Origin of the sequence: Nostoc sp. CMAA1605, from assembly GCF_021596505.1 — a bacterium.
Lineage (GTDB): Bacteria > Cyanobacteriota > Cyanobacteriia > Cyanobacteriales > Nostocaceae > Trichormus.
The window spans coordinates 1-23,073 of the sequence record NZ_PJIZ01000046.1; the positions used below are offsets into that span (position 1 = coordinate 1).

The following is a 23,073-nucleotide window of genomic DNA, read 5'->3' on the forward strand; positions in this document are numbered from 1 at the left end:
CCAATGCCCAATGCCCAATGCCCAATGCCCAATGCCCATTCCCCATGACCAATTTTCAAAATGATTGAAATTTGAACTCAATATTGAAAAGTCAATGCGTGTACTACATATCTTGAATCATATCCGAGAAATTGGTAACGGCATCGTCAATGTAGCTGTAGACTTGGCTTGTCTGCAAGCTAAAAACGGTCATGATGTGGCTGTTGCATCTGTCGGTGGAGAATATGAAAAATTATTAGCTAGTTATGGTGTAAAGCATTTTCTTTTAGATCAAGCTAGAACACCGATGAATTTAATTCCGGCTGTTAGACGGTATCGAGCCATTATCAAGGATTTTCAGCCAGATATCGTTCACGCTCATATGATGACGGGGGTGGTGTTAGGCAAACTTCTTAAAGCTAATTCTGACTATGCTTTAGTTTCTACAGTCCACAATGAATTTCAACGCAGTGCCATACTCATGGGTTTAGCAGATCGGGTTATTGCTGTGAGCAAAGCCGTCTGTCAATCAATGGTGCGACGGGGAATTCCTGGGCATAAATTGCGGGTAATATCGAATGGGACATTGGGCAGTGTTCGCACTCGTAATATTCAAGAGTATCAACCTGTAAAATTACAACATCCAGCGATCGCCACTGTGGCAGGAATGTATCAACGCAAAGGCATTAGTGAGTTAATCGATGCTTTCGCACAAATAGCTCCAGAATTTCCCCAAGTACATCTTTACTTAGTGGGAAATGGCCCAGATAGGGAAGCTTTTACACAAAAAGCCCAAAAAACTGCTGTTAGCGATCGCATTCATTTTGAAGGTTTTCAGCCAGAACCGCAACGTTATCTATTAGCAGCTGATATCTTTGTTCTCGCCTCCCATCGCGACCCCTCCCCATTGGTGATTCCAGAAGCCAGAGAAGCAGGTTGTGCAATTGTGGCTACTAATGTAGATGGTATTCCTGAAGCTTTAGACAATGGCAAAGCGGGTATCTTAGTCCCACCCAAAGATAGTCAATCTCTAGCCACAGCTTTAGCAGAATTACTAAGTAATCCTCGTGAATTGTCTGATTGGAAAGAGCAAGCACAACAAAATTTAGAATGGTTGAGTGCAGGACGAGTCAATAAAGAAACTTTAGCCGTATATAGCGAGATGAGAATCCAAAATCAATTAAGTAAGATACTTTGAAATGCTGACAAAAATCGGCAAATTTAAGCAAAGGTTGTTCACAGGGTGAAAAACCTTGATTTTGCGTAGTTCATCGTGGAGTCGGTGAGGAAGTCGCAGTCTGAGGAATTCCCGTCGATTGCGAACTCCCGAACCCGTTAGCACGACGGTAGCAAAGAATCAACGTCAACTTAGTTACCTGTAATGTGCCATATCAACTTGATTACTTTTAAGTTGCCCATCTTCCATATAAATAATGCGGTCAGCAATATCTAAAATACGGTTGTCGTGGGTAACAAGCAAAATGGTACAACCTTGTTCTTTGGCAAGCTTTTGCATTAATTCGACAACATCACGTCCAGATTTTTTATCGAGTGCAGCAGTAGGTTCATCAGCTAAGACAATTTTAGGATGACTGACTAAAGCACGAGCGATCGCTACACGTTGTTTCTGTCCACCGGAAAGATTTTCCGCATAGTAGTTGACACGTTCTTTTAAACCAACACTCTCTAGCATAGCGATCGCTTTACTGTTGAGATCCGTATCCAGATACTGATCGTGCAATTCTAAAGACATTCGCACGTTTTCTTGAGCAGTTAAAAATGTCATGAGGTTATGCGCCTGGAAAATATAACCTATCTGGCGGCGCAATTGAGTTAATTGTTTTTTGTTGGCACCACAAATTTCCTGACCTAAAATTTTTAGACTACCTTCTTGAGCTGAACGCAAGCCACCCATTAAAGTTAAAAGGGTTGTTTTACCAGAGCCAGAAGGGCCTGTCATAATCACAATTTCACCGGCGTAAATCTCTAAATTGATATCAAATAATACTTGTTTGCGTAGTCCACCTGAACCAAAGTAGTGATTCAGGTTCTTGACGGCAATCACTGGTTTTGCATCCAAATCTGAGGAATAGGTAATGGCTGGTTCATCTTCAGGAGTTTTACTGAGCGAAGAAACTACGGCAGTAAGCAACATCAAAATTCCAGCCGAGATGAATAATCCAGGTAAGCTCACATCCATTAATGCCCCAGAAACGCCTTCAGATAGGGGATCAAGAGCTACAGCCGCAAACATTGTCAGACCCATAATCCGTCCCTGCATATTTGCAGCTGTATTCTGTTGTAACCAAGTGATACCCATTACAGTTACAGTCCCACCTCCTACCCCCATCAAGGCAATTATTCCGAATGCTCTCCAAATATCTTGCTCAAATGCCAGTGCTATTAGTCCTGCACCCAGACCATAACATAGCAAAACAAGGGGAGTTTTGGGACTCTTAATTGCACTTAGTTGACTCGCAACTAAAACACCAATGACTGCACCTATACCGTAGGCAGATTGCAGATAACCAAATGTTGTGGCATCACCTCCAAATCTTGCATTGACTAAGGCTGCTACACCAATAATGATTGGCCCTAACATCGCAAAATTAATCATTGCTAGAAGTAACAGACTAATGCGGATTGCAGGCTGTGTCCAGGCATATTTTAAACCTATAACAATATCACCTGTTAAAGCTTGTTCCTCTAGTTTCACTGCTACAGGTGAGCGACGACGAGTCCGTACTAGATAGATAAACAAACTACCAAACGCAAATATGAGTGTATTGATGGCAAAGGCTATGTTTAATCCAAATGCACCAATGATGAACCCTGCACCAGCAGGGCCAATAACTTCAGTAAACTGTTCACTTCCCTGTATCCAAGCATTCGCTTCTGCCAATTGGGATTTTCTGATTAATCGAGGTAATAAAGCGAGGATTGCTGGATATAAAATAGCTTCCAACAATCCAAACAAAACCGCTAACACAATTAAATATATGAGTTTGACTGCATCAAATACTAATAAAGCAGTAGCCAATCCAATCAAAATAGTATTAATTCCAGATGCGATGGTAGCAACATTTCGTGTTGACCAGCGATCGCTGATTGCGCCTCCTACTAACATAAATAATGCACGGGGAATTGCCGCAGCTACTAATACAGTACCAACAGCCAATCCTGAACCCGTTTTTTGAAGTACCAGCCATGTCAGCGAGACAAACCAAAATTGAGCAGCACACAAAATTAGAGTTTGTCCTAACCACAGCCAGCGAAAGTTAGGGTAATATAACGGCGATCGCAGCATACACTCCTTACCACAGTAAATCTTTGGATTCAGCCATGTACAGCAACACGGACAATGCCATTGCCGTTTTATAATTTATCACTTTAGAGTGGGCATCTTGCTAATCCCAAATATCAGCAGCAAGATGCCCATCTTACAAACCTATTTAAGTAATTAGACACAGCTAGTTAATTATACAAAATTCCAGGATCAGCCACTATTTCTTCTCATGTGTAGCTTTTATTTCCTTGCCACAGACAAAGATGTAATATTTTCCTACTAACTTTTCCTTCAGTAAGTATAATTAATTTTGCTCCATCACTTAAAATTATTCTGCAAAGATGAAGTGACAAATTTACATTGTATGCACCATACCCATTTGACGCATCCAACGAAAATGTGATCTGAGTCCAGCCCAGATGGATTGGTGCTTATTGTATTTTACTCCAAATTCCTGGCAGGTTTCTTCAACTACCTTGGAAATAGCAGGGTAATTGACATGACAAATGTTGGGAAACAGATGATGTTCGATTTGATAATTAAGTCCACCCAAGAACCAGGTGAGTACAGGATTGCAAGGGAAGTTAACGGTAGTTTCAATCTGATGGATTGCCCAGTCATTTTCAATCATACCAGTATCTTCAAAAGGCATGGGAAATGTAGCTTCTTCCACTTCATGTGCGTATAGAAATACTACATTCAAAACTATACCTAACGTGAATGATGTGATTAAATAACACGCAAGCACAGTCCAAAGTGAATGAAAAATTAAAGGAATTCCGAAAGCAAGAGTAAAAAAGATGCCCTTACCAACTAAAAAGATGACTAGATTCACACCTTTGGGTCTAGGATAATGGCGATCATAGAATTTTTCTGTGAAAAAACTTTCAAAATCACTGACAAAATGCCAATGGATTGGATCTATTCCATACAAGAACCAAGTGTAATAATGTTGCCAGCGATGATGTGCAAACCATGATTGAAAGGGAGTCTTTCGTGTCAAAATACCAAAGTCAAAGTCAGTATCATAACCTGTAATATTGACATATTTATGATGAAGTACAGTGTGTCCCCACAACCAATAATAGGAACTAAAACCTATTAACTCTAGAGTTGCAGCCATCAGCTTGTTAACCCAAGGATAACTAGAGTAAGCACTATGTGAACCATCATGCTGAATGTTGAAACCAATTCCGGCCATCACCATTCCCAGCAAAATACTTAAGGATAAAACCACCCACCAGGTTTTTGCTAAAAAAACCAAGGATACATACACAATTAAAAAACTTAGCAGTAGAATAACCGCCTTGATGTACATTTGTGGACAGTCTCTTTCCCGTAAACCAGTGGTTTGAATCAATTCATTAACTCGTCGTGTTAACTCCATTTGAAACCCACTACTCTTACCAAACTTCAGCATTTTCATAGGCTCTTTTGCTGAAGTTTCGATTACTTGTTGTGTTGTCTGTTGATTGTTTATCATCTTTCTTAATTTGCTAATGAATCTCTTACTATTAGACTTAGTTTCACTAACCTCTTTCGACTATGATTTGAGTTACTATCCCATCTTGAGGTTTACGTAGTAATTGCCTGTATGTATCTATTATTCCATGTGAAATATCGGGATTATCAGCACACAAAGCTTGATGTGCTTCTGCTAACTTATACCAGGGAATTGTAGGGCATAAGTGATGGACATAGTGATAACCTCCATTATGAAATAAAAAATCATAAAAAGGATTTACTAGGGATCTAGTACCTGAATAAGTATTAAAATGTTGTTGAACTTCTGAAAAGATTGAATAAGAAGAAAAACACCATGATAACGGGACAAACCAGTAAAGAAACAAAATATCTAAATGACCTGACCAAGAAAATCCGAGAATGACTATTATCCAGAATAGATACCGTTTATAACTGGTCTTTAGAGAATTAAATGTCCAGATATCTTGTATAAAGGGGTATAGTACCTCCACCAAGAAATAATATAAAGATAGCCCGAAGAATGGCTTAATAAACATAATAAAAAATACATTCTTATTTTGTTTATTTAACCCCAATATTTCGTAATCTTCAGGTACGTAATCACCTTCCGACCATAAATATTTGTGATGATCAAAGTGGTGTTTACGATAATAATGAATAGTTCTGAGAAAAGGTAAGCCATATATAAATTCTAGCTTCTCATGCCACGACTTTTCAGTAAATAAATTGTCATGAACAGCTTCATGTAGCATTGCTTCTCCGAGGGCAAACTGAAATAAACCAATTATCCATATAGAAACTAAATAAACCACAATGTTATCTGACCAAATACTAAATGCGATAATTAATAAAATTGCTATCCAGTCCCTGAGCAATGCTAGCAGTGATTTAATATTGTTACGTTCAATAAAATCAATCGGTTTGTTCTGCATCATAATCTTAACTTTGCAAAATTTATGCAAAGCATCTAATTTTTTTCAAAAAATAACACATTCATTGATGATTGCAGCAAGGTAAAAGTTATGGTGGTAAAAATTGTTATTTTATTTACCTGCCAATTGTTTGGAAAACTACTATTCCTTGCTAGCAACCAACTAAATTTACAACAGGTTACAAAAGGATTTATTCCACACTACTCAAAACAAAATCTACATATTGATGAGTAAACTGTTGGTCACATGGTGGACACCACTGTAAATAATCATCAGCAACATCTGTATTGATATTGCGGAACATTCTATTAAATTGGTATTCCAACTCAGGTGATACCACAGATTTCAACAGTTTCATGCCCTTCTTGTTAGTATTGCGGACATATACTTCATACTTTTCAACGAAAGTTCTGATGGGTACAACCTCGATTTTCTGATCCTGTTGTTTAAAGTAGCCAATGACATCAGACCAACTTAAGGGGAGTGGATTGTAGAAAGTATAATTGTTCTTTCTGGCATCAACAGGCAGTAAGGATGTAGATACGATTGCCTTAGCAGCATATTCAACAGACATCAAATCGAAATCAGCATCCATATCAGGTATGCAACCTATGTGAGCAATAGCACATAGGAAATTTTCAAAGGCATCTTCATCGATAAAAAAGTCATCGCTTATATTGCTATAGGCCTTTTCAATCAATTCAAAGAGTTTGTTCAAAGGAGTGTTTTTATCGACATTTGCCACTCGAAGAGTATATAGATAGCCCAGGCGATAGTTAACCCAAGGATTTCCCTGTTCTGCTATACGCAATACGATCTGCTCTGTGACATATTTAGTTTGTGCATAACCATTGACTAGACCGATAGGAATCGGACTGTCGGCGCAATCTTCTAACAAGGAAGAGGCACAACTTGACACATTATAAAGAGCTTTGACTTTTCCCGATAGAGCAAAGTCAGCTACTTCAATAGTGCCAACAACATTGGTGTTCTTGATGATGTCGTATGGGAGATAGAAATTATCTACAGCCGCTACATGATATACACTGTCAATGGTTTGCGCTAATTCCTCATAGCGGCTATCTTCTAATCCAAACCGCTTCTTAGACATATCACCGATAATGATTTGTACGCGGTTCTCCCATCCTGGTATGAGCTTAACATCAAACTTCTTAGCTGTTTTCTTGATACGTTGAAGACCTGCTTCCTCATTGGCTGCACGAACTAAACAGGCTATTTTGAGATCGGTTGTATCGAGTAATTCCTTAAGAAAATAAGTCCCTACAAAACCCGATGCTCCAGTAAGTAAGCAAGTGTTAGTTTGATGGCTCTGGCTAGCACTGATTTGGTTGTTACGAGGACGGAGTAGGTATTCTAAGGCGTTGTCTATTTCAATATTTAAAGGTCGGCTATGGGTCAACCGAACTTTGAGTCCATCTTCACTAGAGATGGCACGAGCAATATCATCAATCATTCCCAAGAAGGTATTTGCGTAGAAAAATGCTTCTGTAGGAATTTGACAAGCTAGTTCTCCTTCCAGGATGCTATGAATTTCGATGATTTTCAAAGAATCAATCCCATAGAAAAAGATTGACTTTTCTACATCAAAATCAGCCATCCGCACCTGATATTTTTTGGTGAGAATCTGTATGAGGCTAGTAAAGACCTTGAGGTGCATTGGCCCCATAGATGTAATACGTTCAAATGTTTTTTCAATATTCAACATACTTATCTCTCCTTGTGATTGTGTTGTAGATTCTTCTTTAGGCCATCTGGCTATAGCATCAGGCCCACCTTGAAGAAAGTCCTGTTTACATTGCTGTCTGCGAATTTTGCCACTAGATGTTTTGGGGATTTGCAAATGCCCTAAAAACACTATTTGACGTAACTGAATTTCAAAGTTATCTCCAAGAGCTAAACAAATGGCTTCAGCTAATTCTTCTAAATATGCAGAGCGGCGCAGGTTGATTATTCCAGCTTTTGTCAATTCGGCAAAAATTACTAGCTCTTCTCCAGATTCTCCTGGGACGCTAAAGGCGGCAACACAGTTAGAGCGAATATCAGGATGTGCTTGTTCAATACAAAGTTCAATGTCTTGTGGATAGTAATTAACACCATTGACGATAATGGTGTCTTTGATTCGTCCTGTAATGTATAGTTCGCCAGTTTCGTCAATGAAACCTAGATCGCCGGTACGTAGGAAAGTCCGATCATCATTTGGTAGGGAAACAAGGGTTTTAGCTGTTGCTTCTGGATTGTTGTAGTAACCCGCCATGATGTTAGAGCCTGTTGTCCAAATTTCTCCAACATGATTTGCAGGTAATATACAGTTTTTATCGGGGTCAACAATATAAGCCCTTTGATCTAACCAAGGGAAACCACAGCCAACAAAAATCTTTTCTTTAGCACCCTCTTTTGGTGCTTGAACTATGTTGTCCTGACCTAGTATTGTCCAGTCAACTGCCTTAAAGACCGGGTTGGCATCAACGTGTCCAGAAGAAATGTAAACTGTTGCCTCTGCCATACCATAAGCAGGAAGCAACATATGTGGTTTGAATCCTTGATCAGCAAACTTTTCACAAAAATCCCATATAGTTTGCGGATTGATTGGTTCGGCGGCGTTAATTGCCATCCGCAGCGAGGATAAATCAAGGGTCTGCTGGTCGCTGGGCTGGATTTTATCAACACAAAGTTGATAGGCAAAGTTTGGTGCGCCTGTATATGCAGCGCGATATTGAGTAATGGCACGTAGCCATTGTATGGGTTGAGAAGCAAACGTGGCTGGGGCAAGTAGTACGCAGTGACCACCACTGTAAAGGCTATGCAATATGTGGGCAACTAAACCCAGGTCGTGATAATGTGGCAACCAAGATACAGAAGTAGAATCAGAGTTGGCCTGACTCATCGTCAAAATCATCTCTAGGTTATTGAGACAATTTGAATGTGTAATCATCACCCCTTTGGGTAGTGATGTTGAGCCAGAGGTAAACTGCAAGAAGGCGATCGCTGATCCATCAATTTCTGGTAAAGGTAAGTGTGTGGAAATCGATGGCTCAATATTTATATCCGTCGGAATATAGATCACGTCCTTAGACCAGTTTTCTTCCTTCATCAAAGCTTCTTGATAAACTTGTTGATGTGTAATAGGAAGTAAGATTGCTGAAGCCTCTGTGACACGAACGATATCTGCAATTTTTTTGTTAGAACGATTGCGCTTTGGCGCATGAAGAGGCGCAGGAGATACACCCGCATACAGGCAACCAAAGAATCCTACGATAAATTCGATTCCAGGCGGATAAAGCAGAATGACATTACGTGATTGCAGTCGGTAAGATAACAACTCTTGGGCTATGCTAATAGCTTTGGAATATAAATCCCCGTAGGTAATGTAGCTATCTTCTTGACCGTTAGCATCAAGCATTGTATAAGCCCTACGTTCTGGCTGTACCTTAGCCCAGTGAGTCAGGACATCAGTCAAGCTATGAAAGTTTTGAGACTGGATCATCTAACAAAGTCCTCAATCACAGTAGTTGGATATTGTAGAAGTCAGTTCGTGAAGAAATAGCACACTTGTCAAGCACCAATACTGAAGAATTAGGGCAAACGAGTGCATGGGTGTCAAGAAAATATCTATTCAGTAAACATATCCGGACATGAGTTACCTATCCTGAATGCACAGGATTTTTGTCACCTTTTTGGGAAGTGTCTGATATTCTGACTATGTAGATGAGCCAATTGAGGGATTGGCTTATCTACCACTACTGCACAATCACATTCACATCTAAAACTTCACTGCGGTTTTGACTTATGTTTGTGCCATCTCTCTATGAACTAGCATCACTCATTGCTGGAATTTAGAACAAATTCTGGAAAGGCTATGTGAGTTCACACCTATCTAAGAACAGCAGGTTTTTAATTTTACTTTTTAAGTAACTCCAGCACATCTCGTTTGCTAACTCACAGTGTAAACTTAATGACGCTAGCAGCAGTTATATTGTCTATTTTTGAATGCAAAGACCAAGAAGAATGTTGTAATTTCTCTTACACAATCTCAATCATGATTATTGCAGAAAGTAGAAATAGTATTTACGAGCAGTTATTGGCAGCTAGACGGTTTGAACATTTGACTGTGTAAAAGACTGAACAGCAGCAGCAGCCTTAAATCTCTAAACAAGGCGAGACAGAAATACTATTCGTGTAAGCAGTGGTCATTATGTGCTACTAGATATCTTGACTTGGGAAAATCTTCGGCTTTAGCAACAGCAACCACCCTCCAGATACTAGTGTTTTTCTTGCAAATCTAAAAGTTGACTGACACAGGGGTTTTTGCTTGATCAATGTTTATTGAAGCACACTTGAAGAAATCATAAAGTTTCTACGTAAAAATTCAACTAAGAAAGATTGATCCTTTAGTTAAGGTTTAGTAAAAATCAGGGACAAGGCGTAATTCCGCGATCGCCCGATTCATAAACTCCATAAAATTACCTCCATTATATGGAATTAGCATAAGATATGAACAGTGTTCATATATCCATAATATGAACAGTATTCATTTTTTGCAAGGATTATTTTTAATCATGACAAATCGTCTGGAAAAGTCTGCGAAAAAACAACGACAGCCAAAACAAGCACGCAGCCAAGAGCGTGTCCACAACATTCTCGGTGTTGCAGAAGAGTTATTTATTGAATTAGGCTATGACCAAACTACAACCAGAGCGATCGCGGCTCGCGCAGAGGTTCCCGTGGGGTCTCTCTATCAGTTCTTTCCTGATAAAGAAGCAATCTTAAAAGCTTGGGCAAATCGCTACTTTGAAAAGGAATACCAACTGTTTGTACAACTTCACGCTGAATTAGCTGACGCTCCCATCGAAGTTTATGTTGATCGTATGGTTTGCGCTTTTGACCAGTTTGCTACTGATCATCCTGGCTATCGAGCTGTACTAGAACAATTGATTGATTTGATGATAGCTGCTGATATCAGCACTTTAAATAATTACGATGCACAGATTCTTCAAGAACTCGCTAATTTTTTGAAACGGCGCAGTCCAGCTTTAGACGATGCAAAGTGTGAATTAATTGCCACAACAATTGTGAAAATTGTTAACGAACTACTGTGGCTTTCTCTCACCCGTAATCAAGAGTTCCGCGAACAAGTCTTAGCAGAGACTAAAACATTGATTACAGCGTATTTAAAAACTTACCAAATTTAATAGATTTAGGAATTACTATTGATGGCGAAAATCAGCTGAATTTGCTGAGTGGTTTTAGGAAGTCTACACTTCTTTTTCAGCATAATTTTTCTCTTGTTCATAGCTTTCAATATAACCCTTACCAAAAATATGCTCAACCCATAGGTAAGGAATTGGTAGTAAGAACCAAACATATTCCCACCAATTTTGATCTAAAATTGCAACTCCTATCGTCAATAAGGAGAAAATAGGCTCTATTAAGATTCTCCAGCGTGTTGTAATGATAGTTTTACTACTAACTTCATCAAAAATCAGTCGGTGTTTATGAGTCGCATAAGTCCAATTTAAAAAAGACATTAACCCGATGAAAGTGGTGTTAATACTAAAACATATTTTAACGATCGCGTTGTCAGGAAAATAAATTACTAAAGTATCAGAGTAAGGAATGAGAAACATCCCCATGAGATAGAGTAGGTAAAGTGAGATATGAATAGTGTCTGATTTTTTATAATATTTGAATTGTTTAATATGATCGAGCCAATAAAAACCCACAATCACAAATGCGATCGCGTAGCTGGTGAGTGGTGTAATCTGTGCTAGTAAAAATGCGATAACTTCTGAATTTGTGGGACGCTGAAGCTTTGCGGGAAAATCAAGAGCTAAGAAACACTGTGCCATAGCCAGTGCGAAAATGATATCAGCTACTCTGCCCAAATGAGTAATAGCCTCTTTTTGATCGGAATTCTTGTCTTGAGCGTTATTCATAGAAGTTTCTTTGATTATCTATAGCAAAAGCAAAATAGTCCTGGCTTTCTACTCTCTTAGAGTAGCAGGAATTTCAATAGTAAACCCTCCTAACTTTTATTCAAAAGAATAATTTAGGAGGATCTGAAAGTATTTGATTCATCATTAAGGACTTTTCAAACATCCTCTTACTTTTCTTTTCTTGACGGACTTTTGTTTGTTTGTACCTTAATTAAGATTCTACAAATTTTTTAAAAGCTAGGCTCACATTATGACCACCAAAACCAAAAGAATTAGAAATGGCTAAGTCTACCTGTTGTTTTCGACTATGGTGGGGAACATAATCTAAATCACACTCTGGATCGGGAGAGTCTAAATTGATGGTGGGAGGAATTTCATCGTTAGCGACTGTCAAGACTGTGGCCACAGCTTCAATACCCCCAGAACCGCCCAAAAGATGACCAGTCATAGATTTTGTGGAACTGATACTGACATTGTAAGCGTGTTTTCCTAGTGCTTTTTTGATGGCTAAGGTTTCATTGAGATCATTAGCTGATGTACTAGTACCATGAGCATTGATGTAGTTGATTTGATCGGTAAATAAACCAGCATCTTTGATTGCTAGCTCCATAGCTCTAGCAGCTCCTATCCCCCCCGGAATAGGTGATGTCATATGGTAAGCATCACAAGTCATTCCATAGCCAACTATTTCTGCATAGATTTTAGCTCCACGGCTTTTGGCGTGTTCTAGTTCTTCTAGCAATAAAATGCCAGCACCTTCTCCCATGACGAAGCCATCACGATCAGGGGTAAAAGGACGAGACGCGCGAGTAGGTTCTGCATTACGGGTTGATAAAGCTTTGGCCGCAGAAAACCCAGCTACTAATAAAGGTGTAATGGGGGCTTCTGTACCACCGCAAATCATTGCTTGTGCATAACCTTGCTGGACTAAACGAAAAGCCTCTCCTACAGCATTCGCCCCCGCAGCACAAGCTGTAACAGTACAAGAGTTAGGCCCTTTTGCTCCTGTATGAATCGCTGTTAATCCAGCAGCCATATTGGCAATGAACATTGGGATTAAAAACGGACTACATCGGTCTGGGCCCTTGGTGAGATAAATTTCTTGTTGCGTTTCTAAAACATGAATGCTTCCACAACCGTTTCCAATAACTACGCCAACTAAAGGAGCATTTAACTCACTGATTGTAAATTTAGCATCTGCGATCGCTTGTAAACTGGCACAGACCGCAAAATGGGCAAAGCGATCCATACGTTTAGCATCCTTGCGGTCTAAATAATCACATGGGTCAAAATCTTTGACTTCTGCGGCAATTCGACAGTCATGTTTTGAAGCATCAAAGGCTGTAATCGGCCCAACACCGCTACGACCTTGTAATAGTCCCTGCCAATATTCTGCTACGCTATTTCCTACAGGTGTAATTGCTCCTAAACCTGTCACTACTACACGTTTTAAATGCAAATTTGTCATAATTATCATCTCTTTGATGCGCTATCGTAAATTTCATCTACCATGCCAGACAATAACTAAATTAGGAGCTTGAACTTAAATCCTTACTGGCGAGTTTAAGTAGAACGACTTGAAAAAACCAAACTATAGTGAAGTAATGTAAAAAGATTGGTATCTAGTTCTTAGTAAGGACTTCCGTCCTCTCTACGAGACGCTTGCGCGTAGCTTGCTTCCCCAGAGGGGTACACTACAAACCTTGAATTATCTACACCGTTCTGACTTGAAAAAGGGGTTTAGGGGTATAAGGGTATAGGGGTGTAAAAGAAAGACTTTTTCATGTTTTCTGGTGTACGCAGTTCATGATAGCTACTCAGTAGCTTTGGTGTTAGTGCTGTTGATGTTTCGCTAATTTTGCCTAGTCAGAATCACTGAAAATGAACTTATCACAATTTGGTTAAGCAAAAATTTATTCTTTTTTTAAATTTAGTTTAAATTTAACTAAGTCAGTAAGTCGGTGGGAAAAACGCAACCATATCTAAAAAAGGTAAACTAGGTTAAAACCCTCTTCCCTTCTGAACCCTGCTTCCTGCCTTATACCAACTACAAATATTTACGCCGTTCTACATTATCAAGCGAAAAATTTATCTTGACAGGTGCAATAGTCCGTCATATATTGAAAGTCGTAAACCTTGAGAAAATATTAAATTCTTCAAGTTTCTTGTTGAACACCTTTCTAAAACTAAAAAACAAGCACACAGGCAACTAAATTTATTTAGGGAGAGTAAAAAACATAGAACTAGTTTCATACCCTGGATTTATTAGTGTGAGATTTAATACTGTATTGTTGGTTTAATCCACCAATTAGGGTGGTTGATGTATCTTTACAAGTAAAGTAAAGCCATAGATGTTTTTAAAACAACGTTACTCAACAGTTAAAATCATGAGATTACCGTTGTTTTCATGTCCTAATTTTTCAATATGACACTTAACAGCCACTCATTGTCAAAGTAGCTACACACTAAGATTTTCGGTGTTACTGAATTAACGGTTGCAATGAGGAAGGTAGCGATAGCAAGGGTTACAGGGTAGGCGGGAGGAAAATTTTTGTCAATTTGTGATCATTCCTAAACTCAGTCATACCAGATATTAAAATCATCTTGTAGTTAGACAGGGTTGGCTTTTATCAATAGTAGTAAAAGTTAACGCAATGATTTAATCTAAATCCAAATTTAACTAGTGTTTTTATGAACCATTTAAAAACAGACCTAAATGTATTATTAAAAATAACGACCGTTCGATATAAAAAAATATGCCCAAAGTTGTTGATCATGACGAGTACCGTAAAGAACTTCTTTGTAAGTGCTTTGACTTATTTGCTACGAAAGGCTATGGTTCAATTACAATCAGAGAAATTGCTCAAAGTTTACAGGTGTCTACAGGCACGCTTTATCACTATTTTCCTAGTAAGCAGGCTTTGTTTGAGCAGTTAGTAGAAGACATTAGTCAACAAGATATGGGTAAATTATTAGCTGAAATAAATAACTCAGAAAAATTGGAAAATAAAATGATATCTTTGGGTAGATATTTAGTCAGAAACGAAGACTACTTTATCAAATGGCTATATATTTGGGTAAATTTTTGTCAGTATCAAGACATAGATGACTTAGGAAGTAATAGTGCATTAAACCGAGTTCATCAAAACTACCAGCAGGTAGTATTGGAATTATTAGGTATACATGATAAGGCTTTAGCTTCTTTTGTGTTGAGCTTAGTCAACGGCTTAATTTTAGAAAGGCTATGGTGTAACCAAACAATTGATTTTGTTGAGCAATGTACCTTACTGGGCAAAATGCTCACGGTCTATTTGGGACAGATGGAATAAAATTGGCATCGATAAAATATTTTGAGATTGATTCTCTTAAAGATATAGATACATTCAGTTGTATTGCTAGAGGTTATATGAGTCAAAAATTATTATCAAAAACAATCAATAAAGGATTGACTACGTTAGTAATAGCAGCGACAGCTATAACTACAGGCATTATTGTTTATGGAGTGTCTCAGTTTGGACAAATAGGAAAAACAGTAGCAACAGATAGCACAGTCCCAACAGAACAAAGCACACCCAAAATTACAGCACTAGGCAGACTAGAACCAGAAACAGAAGTTATTAAACTATCCGCACCTTTAGTATTAGATGGCGATCGCATTGCCGAAATCAGAGTAGAAGAAGGAGACAGAGTCCAAGCAGGACAAACCATCGCCGTATTAGATTCCCATGCACGTTTAAAAACAGCAGTATTACAAGCAGAAAAACAAGTCAGAGTCGCCCAAGCCAAACTCAATCAAGTCAAAGCTGGGGCAAAAAGCGGTGATATTCTGGCACAAAAAGCCAGTGTTGAACGCCTACAAGCCCAATCTCTCGGAAACATCATAGAACAAAGAGAAAGCATCGCTCGAATAGAGGCACAATGGCAAGGAGATAGAATCGCCCAAGTAGCCACCATTAGAAAACTCGAAGCAGAATTAAATAACGCCAGCGCAGAATATCAGCGTTATCAACAGCTATATTCCGAAGGCGCAATTTCCAGTTCAGCCATTGATAGTAAACGCTTGAGTTTAGAAACCGCCAAACAGCAACTAGACGAAGCCAAAGCAGTGCTGAATCGGATTAACGCCACCGCCAGCAAACAACTATCCGAAGCCACAGTTGCACTCAACCGAATTAACGCCACCAGTAGGAAGGAAGTCAGCGAAGCCAAAGCCACATTAACCAGTATTGCCGAAGTCCGCCCTGTAGATGTGCAAACAGCACAAGCAGAAGTAGAAGATGCGCGCGCTGCACTCAGACGCGCCGTCACAGAACTAGAAGCAGCTTATATTACAGCCCCAATGGCTGGTCAAATTCTCAAAATTCATAACCGAGTCGGTGAAAAAATTGGCGATAACGGCATTGCAGACTTAGCCCAAACCGCCCAAATGATTACAGTTGCAGAAGTTTATCAATCTGATATTGGCAAAATCAAACTAGGACAACCCGCAATTATTACCGGACAAGCCTTTACCGGAGAACTACGCGGCGAAGTCTCTCACATTGGCTTACAAGTCAACCGCCAAAATGTCTTTAGCAACCAACCAGGAGAAAACCTTGACAGCCGAGTTGTAGAAGTCAAAATTCGTCTGACTCCAGAAGACAGTAAAAAAGTTGCAGGTTTAACTAACTTACAAGTACAAACAGCAATTGAGTTGTAAAGAGTGCTGAGTGCTGAGTGCTGAGTGCTGAGTAATAAGTAATGAGTAATGAGTGAAGTTTTTCTTCCCCTGCTCCCCCTGCTTCCCCTGCTCCCCCTGCTCCCCCTGCCTCCCCAATCCCCAATCCCCAATCCCCAATATGAAAATGTTGCGTAAAACGCCGCTTGCTTGGCGGCAATTAATGAAGGAAAAAACGCGCCTGGCGATCGCAGTGGCGGGTATTACCTTTGCTGATATGCTGATGTTTATTCAGTTGGGATTTGAAAGCGCGCTGTTTGATGCGGCTATACAACCCCACCGGAATTTACAGGCTGATTTGGTGTTAATTAATCCCCAATTTCAAACATTATTTTCCGTCAAAAGTTTTTCTAGAGAACGACTATATCAAACACTAGGTTATGAAGGCGTACAATCAGTTAGTCCTTTATATATTAATACTGGACAATGGCGGAATCCCGAAACACGACAAGATAGGGCTATTTTAGTTTGGGGTATTGATCCAACTACACCTACGTTTAAGTTTCCCGAAGTCAAAAAAAATATCACTTTACTCAAACCGCTAAATCAGGTTTTATTTGACCAAGCAGGTCGTCCAGAATATGGCGCAGTTGGCGAAATTTTTCAAAAAGAAGGCAAGTTCCTCACGGAATTGAATAATATCGCTGTTGATGTCAAAGGTGTATTTAGTAATGGTGCATCCTTCGCGGCTGATGGTAATGTTATCACCAGTGATTCTACATTTTTAAGACTATTTCCCGAACGGAAAGCCGACAGGATAGAAGTAGGGTTAATTACTTTAAAACCTGGTGCAGATCCCGATAAAGTGCGATCGCAATTAGCCGCAGGTTTACCCAATGATGTCAAAGTTCTGACACCAGAAGGCTTTGCTGAAATTGAAAAAGAATATTGGGCTAATGGTACAGGGATTGGTTTTATTTTCGGCTTAGGTGTGGGAGTAGGTTTTATTGTTGGGATTGTGATTGTGTATCAGATTCTTTATTCAGACGTATCTGACCACTTACCCGAATACGCTACCTTGAAAGCGATGGGTTATACTGACGGCTATTTACTCCTCGCCCTATTACAAGAGGCTTTATTATTAGCTATCTTTGGATATCTTCCTGCCTATTTACTTTCCTTTGGACTATATCAAATCACCTTTGCGGCAACCATGTTACCCATTGCCATGAAATTGGATCGAGCAATTAATGTATTTATTCTCACCATTATCATGTGTAGTGTTTCGGGTGCGATCGCTATGCGGAAATTACGTTCTGCTGACCCAGCAGATGTGTTTTAAGTCAATAGTCAACAGTCAATAGTCAATAGTTACCCAAAAAATATGTTGACCGAAACACTTTTCAAACATTCTCTAATACCAATTCACAAAAAACTTAATACAGATACACACGCTAAAAGGTAAGCTGAGTCTCACTTTCTTAATTTTGAATTTTGAATTTTGAATTTTGAATTTTGAATTTTGAATTTTGAATTGGTATAAGAGGATGTTTAAAAAGTATCATTCCTAACACCAAAAGCTTAAAAACCTAACCACTTGAGCCTCCCCTTCCCTACAAGGGAATGGGGGTTTCAAAGCCTATCGACCTTTCGGGGAGAGGTTTGGAGAGGGGTTTATAGTATACTTTTTGACTTTTCAAACATTCTCTAAAATAGACGAGTAATAATAGCAGTATGTCGCTAGTTATTAGTTCCTCCCTAAATCCGTAGACCCTCACACTGTAAATAAACCATGTCCCAAAATCTCCCCCATGTCTTACCTGCACTACCGCCCCAAGTTGAGGAAGGTTTTGCTGCATACCAAACAACTAAGCAGTTTTATCACGAAGTGCAAACACGCTTAGAGTTTCAGCATTATTGTGAATGGTATGCCAAGACTGCGGCACAAAATCGCCAAGATTTAGAAAAAATGCGCGGCGAAGTGAATATTTTGAGGTGGTTTCGCCGCCCATAATGGATTTAGATTAGCTCCACTTCACTTTCACGTAAGTGGACTTTAAATTTTTTACTAATTTGGACTAACAATGGTAAGTTAGCACTTACAGGTCTACCTTGCCATTGGGTAACAATATCCACGATTTCGCCTTCTATGCCTTTGATATCAAAAGCTTTACTGCGATGTTCAGGATGATGGTACACTACCACTGACTCTTTAACACGAATGCGATCGCCTACTTTCATATCAACCTTTACACCTTGCTTTTGCTGTTCCACAAGTGTCTCCACGAACAACCCTCACTCAATTACAGTAACCTCTCTGGCGCGAATCTCTACAAGATGCTTTATTTCACGTCTTTACCTGTTATACAAGCAAAGCCTGCCCTATGCAGGCTTTGGGGGCGATTAGTCAGCAAAATCAGAATTTCTGATTAGACTTATAATATTATTCACAGGTATACGTAGAAGAACCCTGTATTTCCTAGTTGCTGATCGCAGTGCAGCGTGAACTGTATACAGGCTTTTGCGGCTACTCGTAAATACGGCAGCGATCGCTCAACCGCAGTTCTGTGGGCAGAAAATCCACAACACTTTTTTATCCTCAGTACACTTATTTACTTCTAAGCTAGCCTTAAAAGTAGATTTTCGAGGATAGAACAGCAAACAGTCCAGGAAAAACCGACTTTGCTCTTGATTTGCGCTTTAACGATAAATTCAATTCTACAACAATCAGCACTCAAAACTTAGTATGGGATTGGGGATTGGGGATTGGGGACTGGGGATTGGGGACTGGGGATTGGGGATTGGGGAAAAGGTAGACAAGGTAGACAAGGTAGAATTTATTTCTCAACTCATTCTCATTACTCATTACTCATTACTCATTCTCATTACTCATTCTCATTACTCATTACTCATTACTCATTACTCATTACTCATTACTCAGCACTCACCACTCATTACTCACCACTCCCAGCTATGGTGAATATTCAGCCAATCTACAATTTGCTAACCTAGCCCCCACCGCCTCTATATGTCGCCACCATTGAGTCCCACCAGCCCACACCCGTGAGGGAAAATTCCCCTCTGGAAACGACTGATAAAGGGGAAATTGCCAACTAGGAGGAGAATTCGAGTTATATAAATGCCATCCTACCGCCGCACAAAACCTGACATAGTCACATTCGACTCTCTCGTAAATTTGCTTTTGGATACTAAAACCAAACCGCCCTTGACTGTATTTGAGCCACAATTGGTCAATGATTTGTAAGTCTTCGCAGGGTAATTTGGCGATATCACTCATAAAAAAATAACTACCCGTGGGCTTAGATAAGGCCTGACACATTACCACCCAAGTTTCTTGGTCTGCAAGCGACCATTGTTTGAAAGCTAATAAATCGCGTAATTTATGGTAGTCAACTCCTACCTCAGAGTAGAGAGTGTTAACTGATTGTTGCGGCTGAAAGGTGCTAGGACAGGTATTCAAGACTTGTAAAACGTCAGCCGCCGATTTGTAGCGTTGCGAAACAGCATTTTGTAGCATTTGGTCAAGAATTTCGCCTAGTTGCTTGCTGATAGTGTTCCGTGATAAAAGATAATCACGCCAGACCCAGCGATCGCAACTTACATCAAATAAATCAAAGGGGGAAATGTCGGTTAATAAGTGAATACAGGTGACACCTAAACTGTACAAATCACTAGCTGGTAATGCTTTCCCCCTGGTTTGTTCAGGGGACATATATTCAGGAGAACCGATGGTAGTACCTGTTTGGAGTAAAGCTGTAGCGGTAATGTGTTTAGCAATGCCAAAATCAATTAAAAATAACTCCCCTGTAGTTGCATGGCGGATGATATTGGCTGGCTTGATATCCCGATGAATAATTTGCTTGTCATGGATAAATTGCAGCACTGGTAATAAATCTTTCAAGAGTTGCTGAATTTGTGGCTCTCTAAAAACGCCATTTTGCTGCAACTCCTCTTTGAGAGTTTGTCCAGGAATCCATTCTTCCACTAGATATAGTTGATTTTCCTGTTCAAAGTATCCCAACAGCTTTGGAATTTGGCGATGTTGTAACCCATCTAACCGCACAGCCTCCTGGCGAAATAATTTCACAGCTTGCTGATAATTACGACCATACTGGGAGGGGAAATGAAATTGTTTAATGACACACCAGGGTTTGGCGGGGAGTTGTTCATCCACTGCTAAAAATGTGATACCAAAGCCACCCTGACCAATGCGTCGGATTAAATGATAACGATGATTGAGTAAAAGCTGCTTACCGCATTGGAGACAAACTTCGGCTGTAGTAGGATTGTGGGAATATAAACAACCAATATGAGGACAGAGTTTCATCACAAGCAATTTTCCAGGGCTTAACCCCTATGATTCCCAAATCTTGCTCACCTGTTACCTAACTACTTTCCCATTACCCAGTCTCTATTGCTGCTCGGCTGTATAAGTATAGAAGTTATTAAATGCACCTACCGTCTCCAATCTATAAGCAGGTAGCCAATTATTCACTTTCAATTCCGTGCGATAGATACTAAACAAAATTAAGTCCTCCTTTTCAGTGGTGAGTGAAAGGAGTTGACGCATCTGGGGGTTAGCAGAATCTATGAATTTGTCACAGTTAGTATTGATTAACTTCTCTATGAGCTTTGATGTGTGATTGCAGACATCTTTTTTTAAGTATGATGTGAGTTGTTTTACGGCATAATCTTCATAAGCCGACTGACTTGGATTAGTATTAGCCATCACTAACCCCAACACAGCTGCAAGTCCAATAGAACCAAAAGATACCAAAATATTCCATAGCTTCATATTCGCTGGCCTTAACTCCCTAGAAATTGATTAAGTTCCCCTGACTGCTAAGAGATTCAGTCCGTTCCTGAGAAAAAATAGAAAAAGGTGGATCAATTCATAAAAATAGTGTTACAATCAGAAACGTCAATGGCGAGCGTAGCCAAGTGGTTAAGGCAGTGGATTGTGGTTCCACCACTCGTGGGTTCGAGTCCCATCGTTCGCCCTCATAAGAATTCATCACTACTAGTAAATCTGACTAAGAATAAATATATCTAAGTCTCACTCTAAAGACTATAAAGGCTTAGTGAATTAGAGATGATTTATTGATTCACGAAAAAAGATCCCCAATTTCTATCAAAATCGGGGATCTCAAGATTTCTATATGCAACTAACTTTGAGCATTACTACCCAATACCGTTAATCGGTGGGTGGAAGTAAAAGGCAAATCCCAGTACAGTATAAGCAGCTAATAGTAATGTCCCTTCCAACCAATTAGATTTGCCATCAGAACTAATACTATTAGCAATTAGCACAGATACAACTACAGCCACCAATTCAAATGGTTGAAAATCTAAGTCCATTGGCTTGCCTAGTATCCATCCAGCAATTACTAATACAGGGGCGACAAATAAGGCAATTTGCATACTAGAACCAACCGCCACCGATACAGAAAGATCCATTTTATCTTTCATTGCCACAGTAACTGCTGTAGCGTGTTCCGCAGCGTTACCAACAATGGGAACTAATATTACCCCTGTAAACAACGCTGTTAAACCCAGTTGGGAAGTAGCTACCTCTAAAGAATCAACCAATAACTCTGACTCTAACGCCACCAATAGAGTACAAACTAACAGCACCCCAGACCACAACAACAGATTTGGTTGAGAATGGTTTTCTGCTTCTTCCGTTTCTGCCACACCTACATCATATAAATAGGCGTGGGTTTTCATCGAAAATAGCAGCGTCAAGCCATAAACCAAAATCAACACCACAGCCACAGCCAAAGATAGGTGTTGTAATACTGGTTCGCCAATACCCTTAGCGGTGTAATTCATCGCTGTGGGTAACAACATCGCAATCACTGCTAAATTCATAGAGGAAGCATTAACTCGCGCCACGATGGGTTGAAATGTCTGTTCTTTATGGCGTAGTCCCCCTAGAAGCATAGAAAAACCCATTACCAGCAGCAAATTACTGATAATTGAACCAGTAATACTAGCTTTGACAACATTGACAAAGCCAGCATTCAAAGCCACTAGGGCAATAATTAATTCGGTAGCGTTACCAAAGGTAGCGTTTAATAGTCCTCCCAGGTTTGGCCCGACAACCACAGCGATTTCTTCTGTAGCTTCACCCATCCAAGCAGCTAGAGGTAGAATTGCCAAACCTGCGGTGACAAACACTGTTAATTCTCCCCATTCCAGGAAATGTGCCGCCAAGGAAATGGGGATAAACAGTAGGAGACACAAAAAAAGAATGTTTTTACCTGACATTGTTTCCGTTTAGTTGAGCTATACAAGTAACTGTCAGCCTTCAGGATACCCTGAAGTATCTTCAGACTCACGCACTGCAAAAATCAATCATGCTATGTTTTTTGCCAAATAGGTTGTTTTAGATGCTGATTTATCTTTACCTGGATGGTAAATAGATTCAGAAGTGTCAACTTCAGGGACTTCCAGACAAAACAATATCAGCAACTTATGGTGCATCAGTCTCAGCAAATCTAGCTCTACCAAGGAATTATTCATACTGAAGCATCCTATTAGCTAACGCCAACACAATAAATCTGGAAACTTAATGTTGAGATAGATAATTAGCCTCTTATCTTGGGAAATATAGGAACTGGAACACTCTCCTATACATCAAGACATAATGAAAACACACAAAAAATGCAGGCTGCAACCTACTTAAATCAGGCCTGCTAGAAAATTTATTTTTGACTAAAGGGTAAGGTAACAGGTAAATACTTGTTACTTTTTAAG

General features: G+C 39.6%; 18 protein-coding genes and 1 tRNA gene. 8 read left to right on the forward strand and 11 right to left on the reverse strand.

All coding sequences use genetic code 11. From position 1 onward, the window contains the following. The first annotated feature begins 94 nt into the window (after positions 1 to 94). The gene (locus tag CV014_RS16385; RefSeq protein ID WP_236143000.1) at positions 95 to 1,177 is read left to right on the forward strand and encodes a glycosyltransferase family 4 protein; all 1,083 of its coding nucleotides are present in this window, start codon (positions 95 to 97) and stop codon (positions 1,175 to 1,177) included. A gap of 174 nt (positions 1,178 to 1,351) precedes the next feature. On the opposite strand, the gene CV014_RS30115 is transcribed toward CV014_RS16385, so the two are convergent. From CV014_RS30115 to CV014_RS16410, 4 genes are all read right to left on the reverse strand, one after another. Beyond that, on the reverse strand, positions 1,352 to 3,286 hold the full coding sequence (locus tag CV014_RS30115; RefSeq protein WP_268964739.1) for an MFS transporter: 1,935 nt from the start codon (positions 3,284 to 3,286) through the stop codon (positions 1,352 to 1,354). 334 nt (positions 3,287 to 3,620) lie between these two features. Then, on the reverse strand, positions 3,621 to 4,748 hold the full coding sequence (locus CV014_RS16400) for a fatty acid desaturase family protein (protein ID WP_236143001.1): 1,128 nt from the start codon (positions 4,746 to 4,748) through the stop codon (positions 3,621 to 3,623). Between the two features lie 46 nt (positions 4,749 to 4,794). Then, positions 4,795 to 5,685, reverse strand: a complete 891-nt coding sequence (locus CV014_RS16405; protein ID WP_236143002.1) for a fatty acid desaturase family protein — start codon at positions 5,683 to 5,685, stop codon at positions 4,795 to 4,797. 187 nt (positions 5,686 to 5,872) lie between these two features. Further along, a complete protein-coding gene (locus tag CV014_RS16410; protein ID WP_236143003.1) occupies positions 5,873 to 9,187 on the reverse strand; it encodes an AMP-binding protein in 3,315 nt (1,104 codons plus the stop codon). Between the two features lie 1,072 nt (positions 9,188 to 10,259). Here CV014_RS16410 and CV014_RS16415 point away from each other — a divergent pair. Further along, positions 10,260 to 10,892: a TetR/AcrR family transcriptional regulator gene (locus CV014_RS16415; protein WP_236143004.1), complete on the forward strand. Its 633-nt coding sequence runs from the start codon at positions 10,260 to 10,262 to the stop codon at positions 10,890 to 10,892. Between the two features lie 63 nt (positions 10,893 to 10,955). Here the strand turns inward: CV014_RS16415 and CV014_RS16420 are convergent, their stop codons facing one another. Beyond that, positions 10,956 to 11,636 (reverse strand): TMEM175 family protein, encoded by a 681-nt coding sequence (locus CV014_RS16420; RefSeq protein ID WP_236143005.1) that lies wholly within the window; start codon positions 11,634 to 11,636, stop codon positions 10,956 to 10,958. Positions 11,637 to 11,847: 211 nt separating this feature from the next. After that, positions 11,848 to 13,104, reverse strand: coding sequence for a beta-ketoacyl-ACP synthase II (fabF, locus tag CV014_RS16425; protein WP_236143006.1), 1,257 nt, complete (start codon positions 13,102 to 13,104; stop codon positions 11,848 to 11,850). 1,288 nt (positions 13,105 to 14,392) lie between these two features. Here fabF and CV014_RS16430 point away from each other — a divergent pair. Beyond that, complete coding sequence (locus CV014_RS16430) at positions 14,393 to 14,965, forward strand: TetR/AcrR family transcriptional regulator (protein WP_236143007.1); 573 nt, start codon at positions 14,393 to 14,395, stop codon at positions 14,963 to 14,965. A gap of 77 nt (positions 14,966 to 15,042) precedes the next feature. Then, positions 15,043 to 16,335: an ABC exporter membrane fusion protein gene (locus tag CV014_RS16435; protein ID WP_236143042.1), complete on the forward strand. Its 1,293-nt coding sequence runs from the start codon at positions 15,043 to 15,045 to the stop codon at positions 16,333 to 16,335. Here CV014_RS16435 and CV014_RS16440 read toward each other — a convergent pair. After that, positions 16,301 to 16,459 (reverse strand): hypothetical protein, encoded by a 159-nt coding sequence (locus CV014_RS16440; RefSeq protein WP_236143008.1) that lies wholly within the window; start codon positions 16,457 to 16,459, stop codon positions 16,301 to 16,303. The genes CV014_RS16435 and CV014_RS16440 overlap by 35 nt on opposite strands. A gap of 15 nt (positions 16,460 to 16,474) precedes the next feature. Here CV014_RS16440 and devC point away from each other — a divergent pair, with 15 nt between their 5' ends. Both devC and CV014_RS16450 read left to right on the forward strand, forming a co-directional pair. Continuing rightward, on the forward strand, positions 16,475 to 17,635 hold the full coding sequence (gene devC / locus CV014_RS16445) for an ABC transporter permease DevC (RefSeq protein ID WP_236143009.1): 1,161 nt from the start codon (positions 16,475 to 16,477) through the stop codon (positions 17,633 to 17,635). A gap of 450 nt (positions 17,636 to 18,085) precedes the next feature. After that, positions 18,086 to 18,307, forward strand: a complete 222-nt coding sequence (locus CV014_RS16450; RefSeq protein WP_236143010.1) for a hypothetical protein — start codon at positions 18,086 to 18,088, stop codon at positions 18,305 to 18,307. 5 nt (positions 18,308 to 18,312) lie between these two features. Here CV014_RS16450 and CV014_RS16455 read toward each other — a convergent pair whose 3' ends face one another. Continuing rightward, positions 18,313 to 18,585, reverse strand: coding sequence for a ferredoxin-thioredoxin reductase variable chain (locus CV014_RS16455; protein ID WP_236143011.1), 273 nt, complete (start codon positions 18,583 to 18,585; stop codon positions 18,313 to 18,315). Between the two features lie 460 nt (positions 18,586 to 19,045). Here CV014_RS16455 and CV014_RS16460 point away from each other — a divergent pair, with 460 nt between their 5' ends. Then, positions 19,046 to 19,273: a hypothetical protein gene (locus CV014_RS16460; RefSeq protein ID WP_236143012.1), complete on the forward strand. Its 228-nt coding sequence runs from the start codon at positions 19,046 to 19,048 to the stop codon at positions 19,271 to 19,273. Here the strand turns inward: CV014_RS16460 and CV014_RS16465 are convergent. Continuing rightward, positions 19,265 to 20,641 (reverse strand): serine/threonine-protein kinase, encoded by a 1,377-nt coding sequence (locus CV014_RS16465; RefSeq protein WP_236143013.1) that lies wholly within the window; start codon positions 20,639 to 20,641, stop codon positions 19,265 to 19,267. The two genes, CV014_RS16460 and CV014_RS16465, sit on opposite strands and share 9 nt — an antisense overlap. Positions 20,642 to 20,725: 84 nt before the next feature. Beyond that, on the reverse strand, positions 20,726 to 21,109 hold the full coding sequence (locus CV014_RS16470; protein ID WP_236143014.1) for a DUF4359 domain-containing protein: 384 nt from the start codon (positions 21,107 to 21,109) through the stop codon (positions 20,726 to 20,728). Positions 21,110 to 21,241: 132 nt separating this feature from the next. On the opposite strand from CV014_RS16470, the gene CV014_RS16475 reads away from it, so the two are divergent. Then, a tRNA-His gene (locus CV014_RS16475) sits at positions 21,242 to 21,314 on the forward strand. A gap of 181 nt (positions 21,315 to 21,495) precedes the next feature. Here the strand turns inward: CV014_RS16475 and cax are convergent. After that, complete coding sequence (gene cax, locus CV014_RS16480; RefSeq protein ID WP_236143015.1) at positions 21,496 to 22,584, reverse strand: calcium/proton exchanger; 1,089 nt, start codon at positions 22,582 to 22,584, stop codon at positions 21,496 to 21,498. Positions 22,585 to 23,073: the final 489 nt, after the last annotated feature.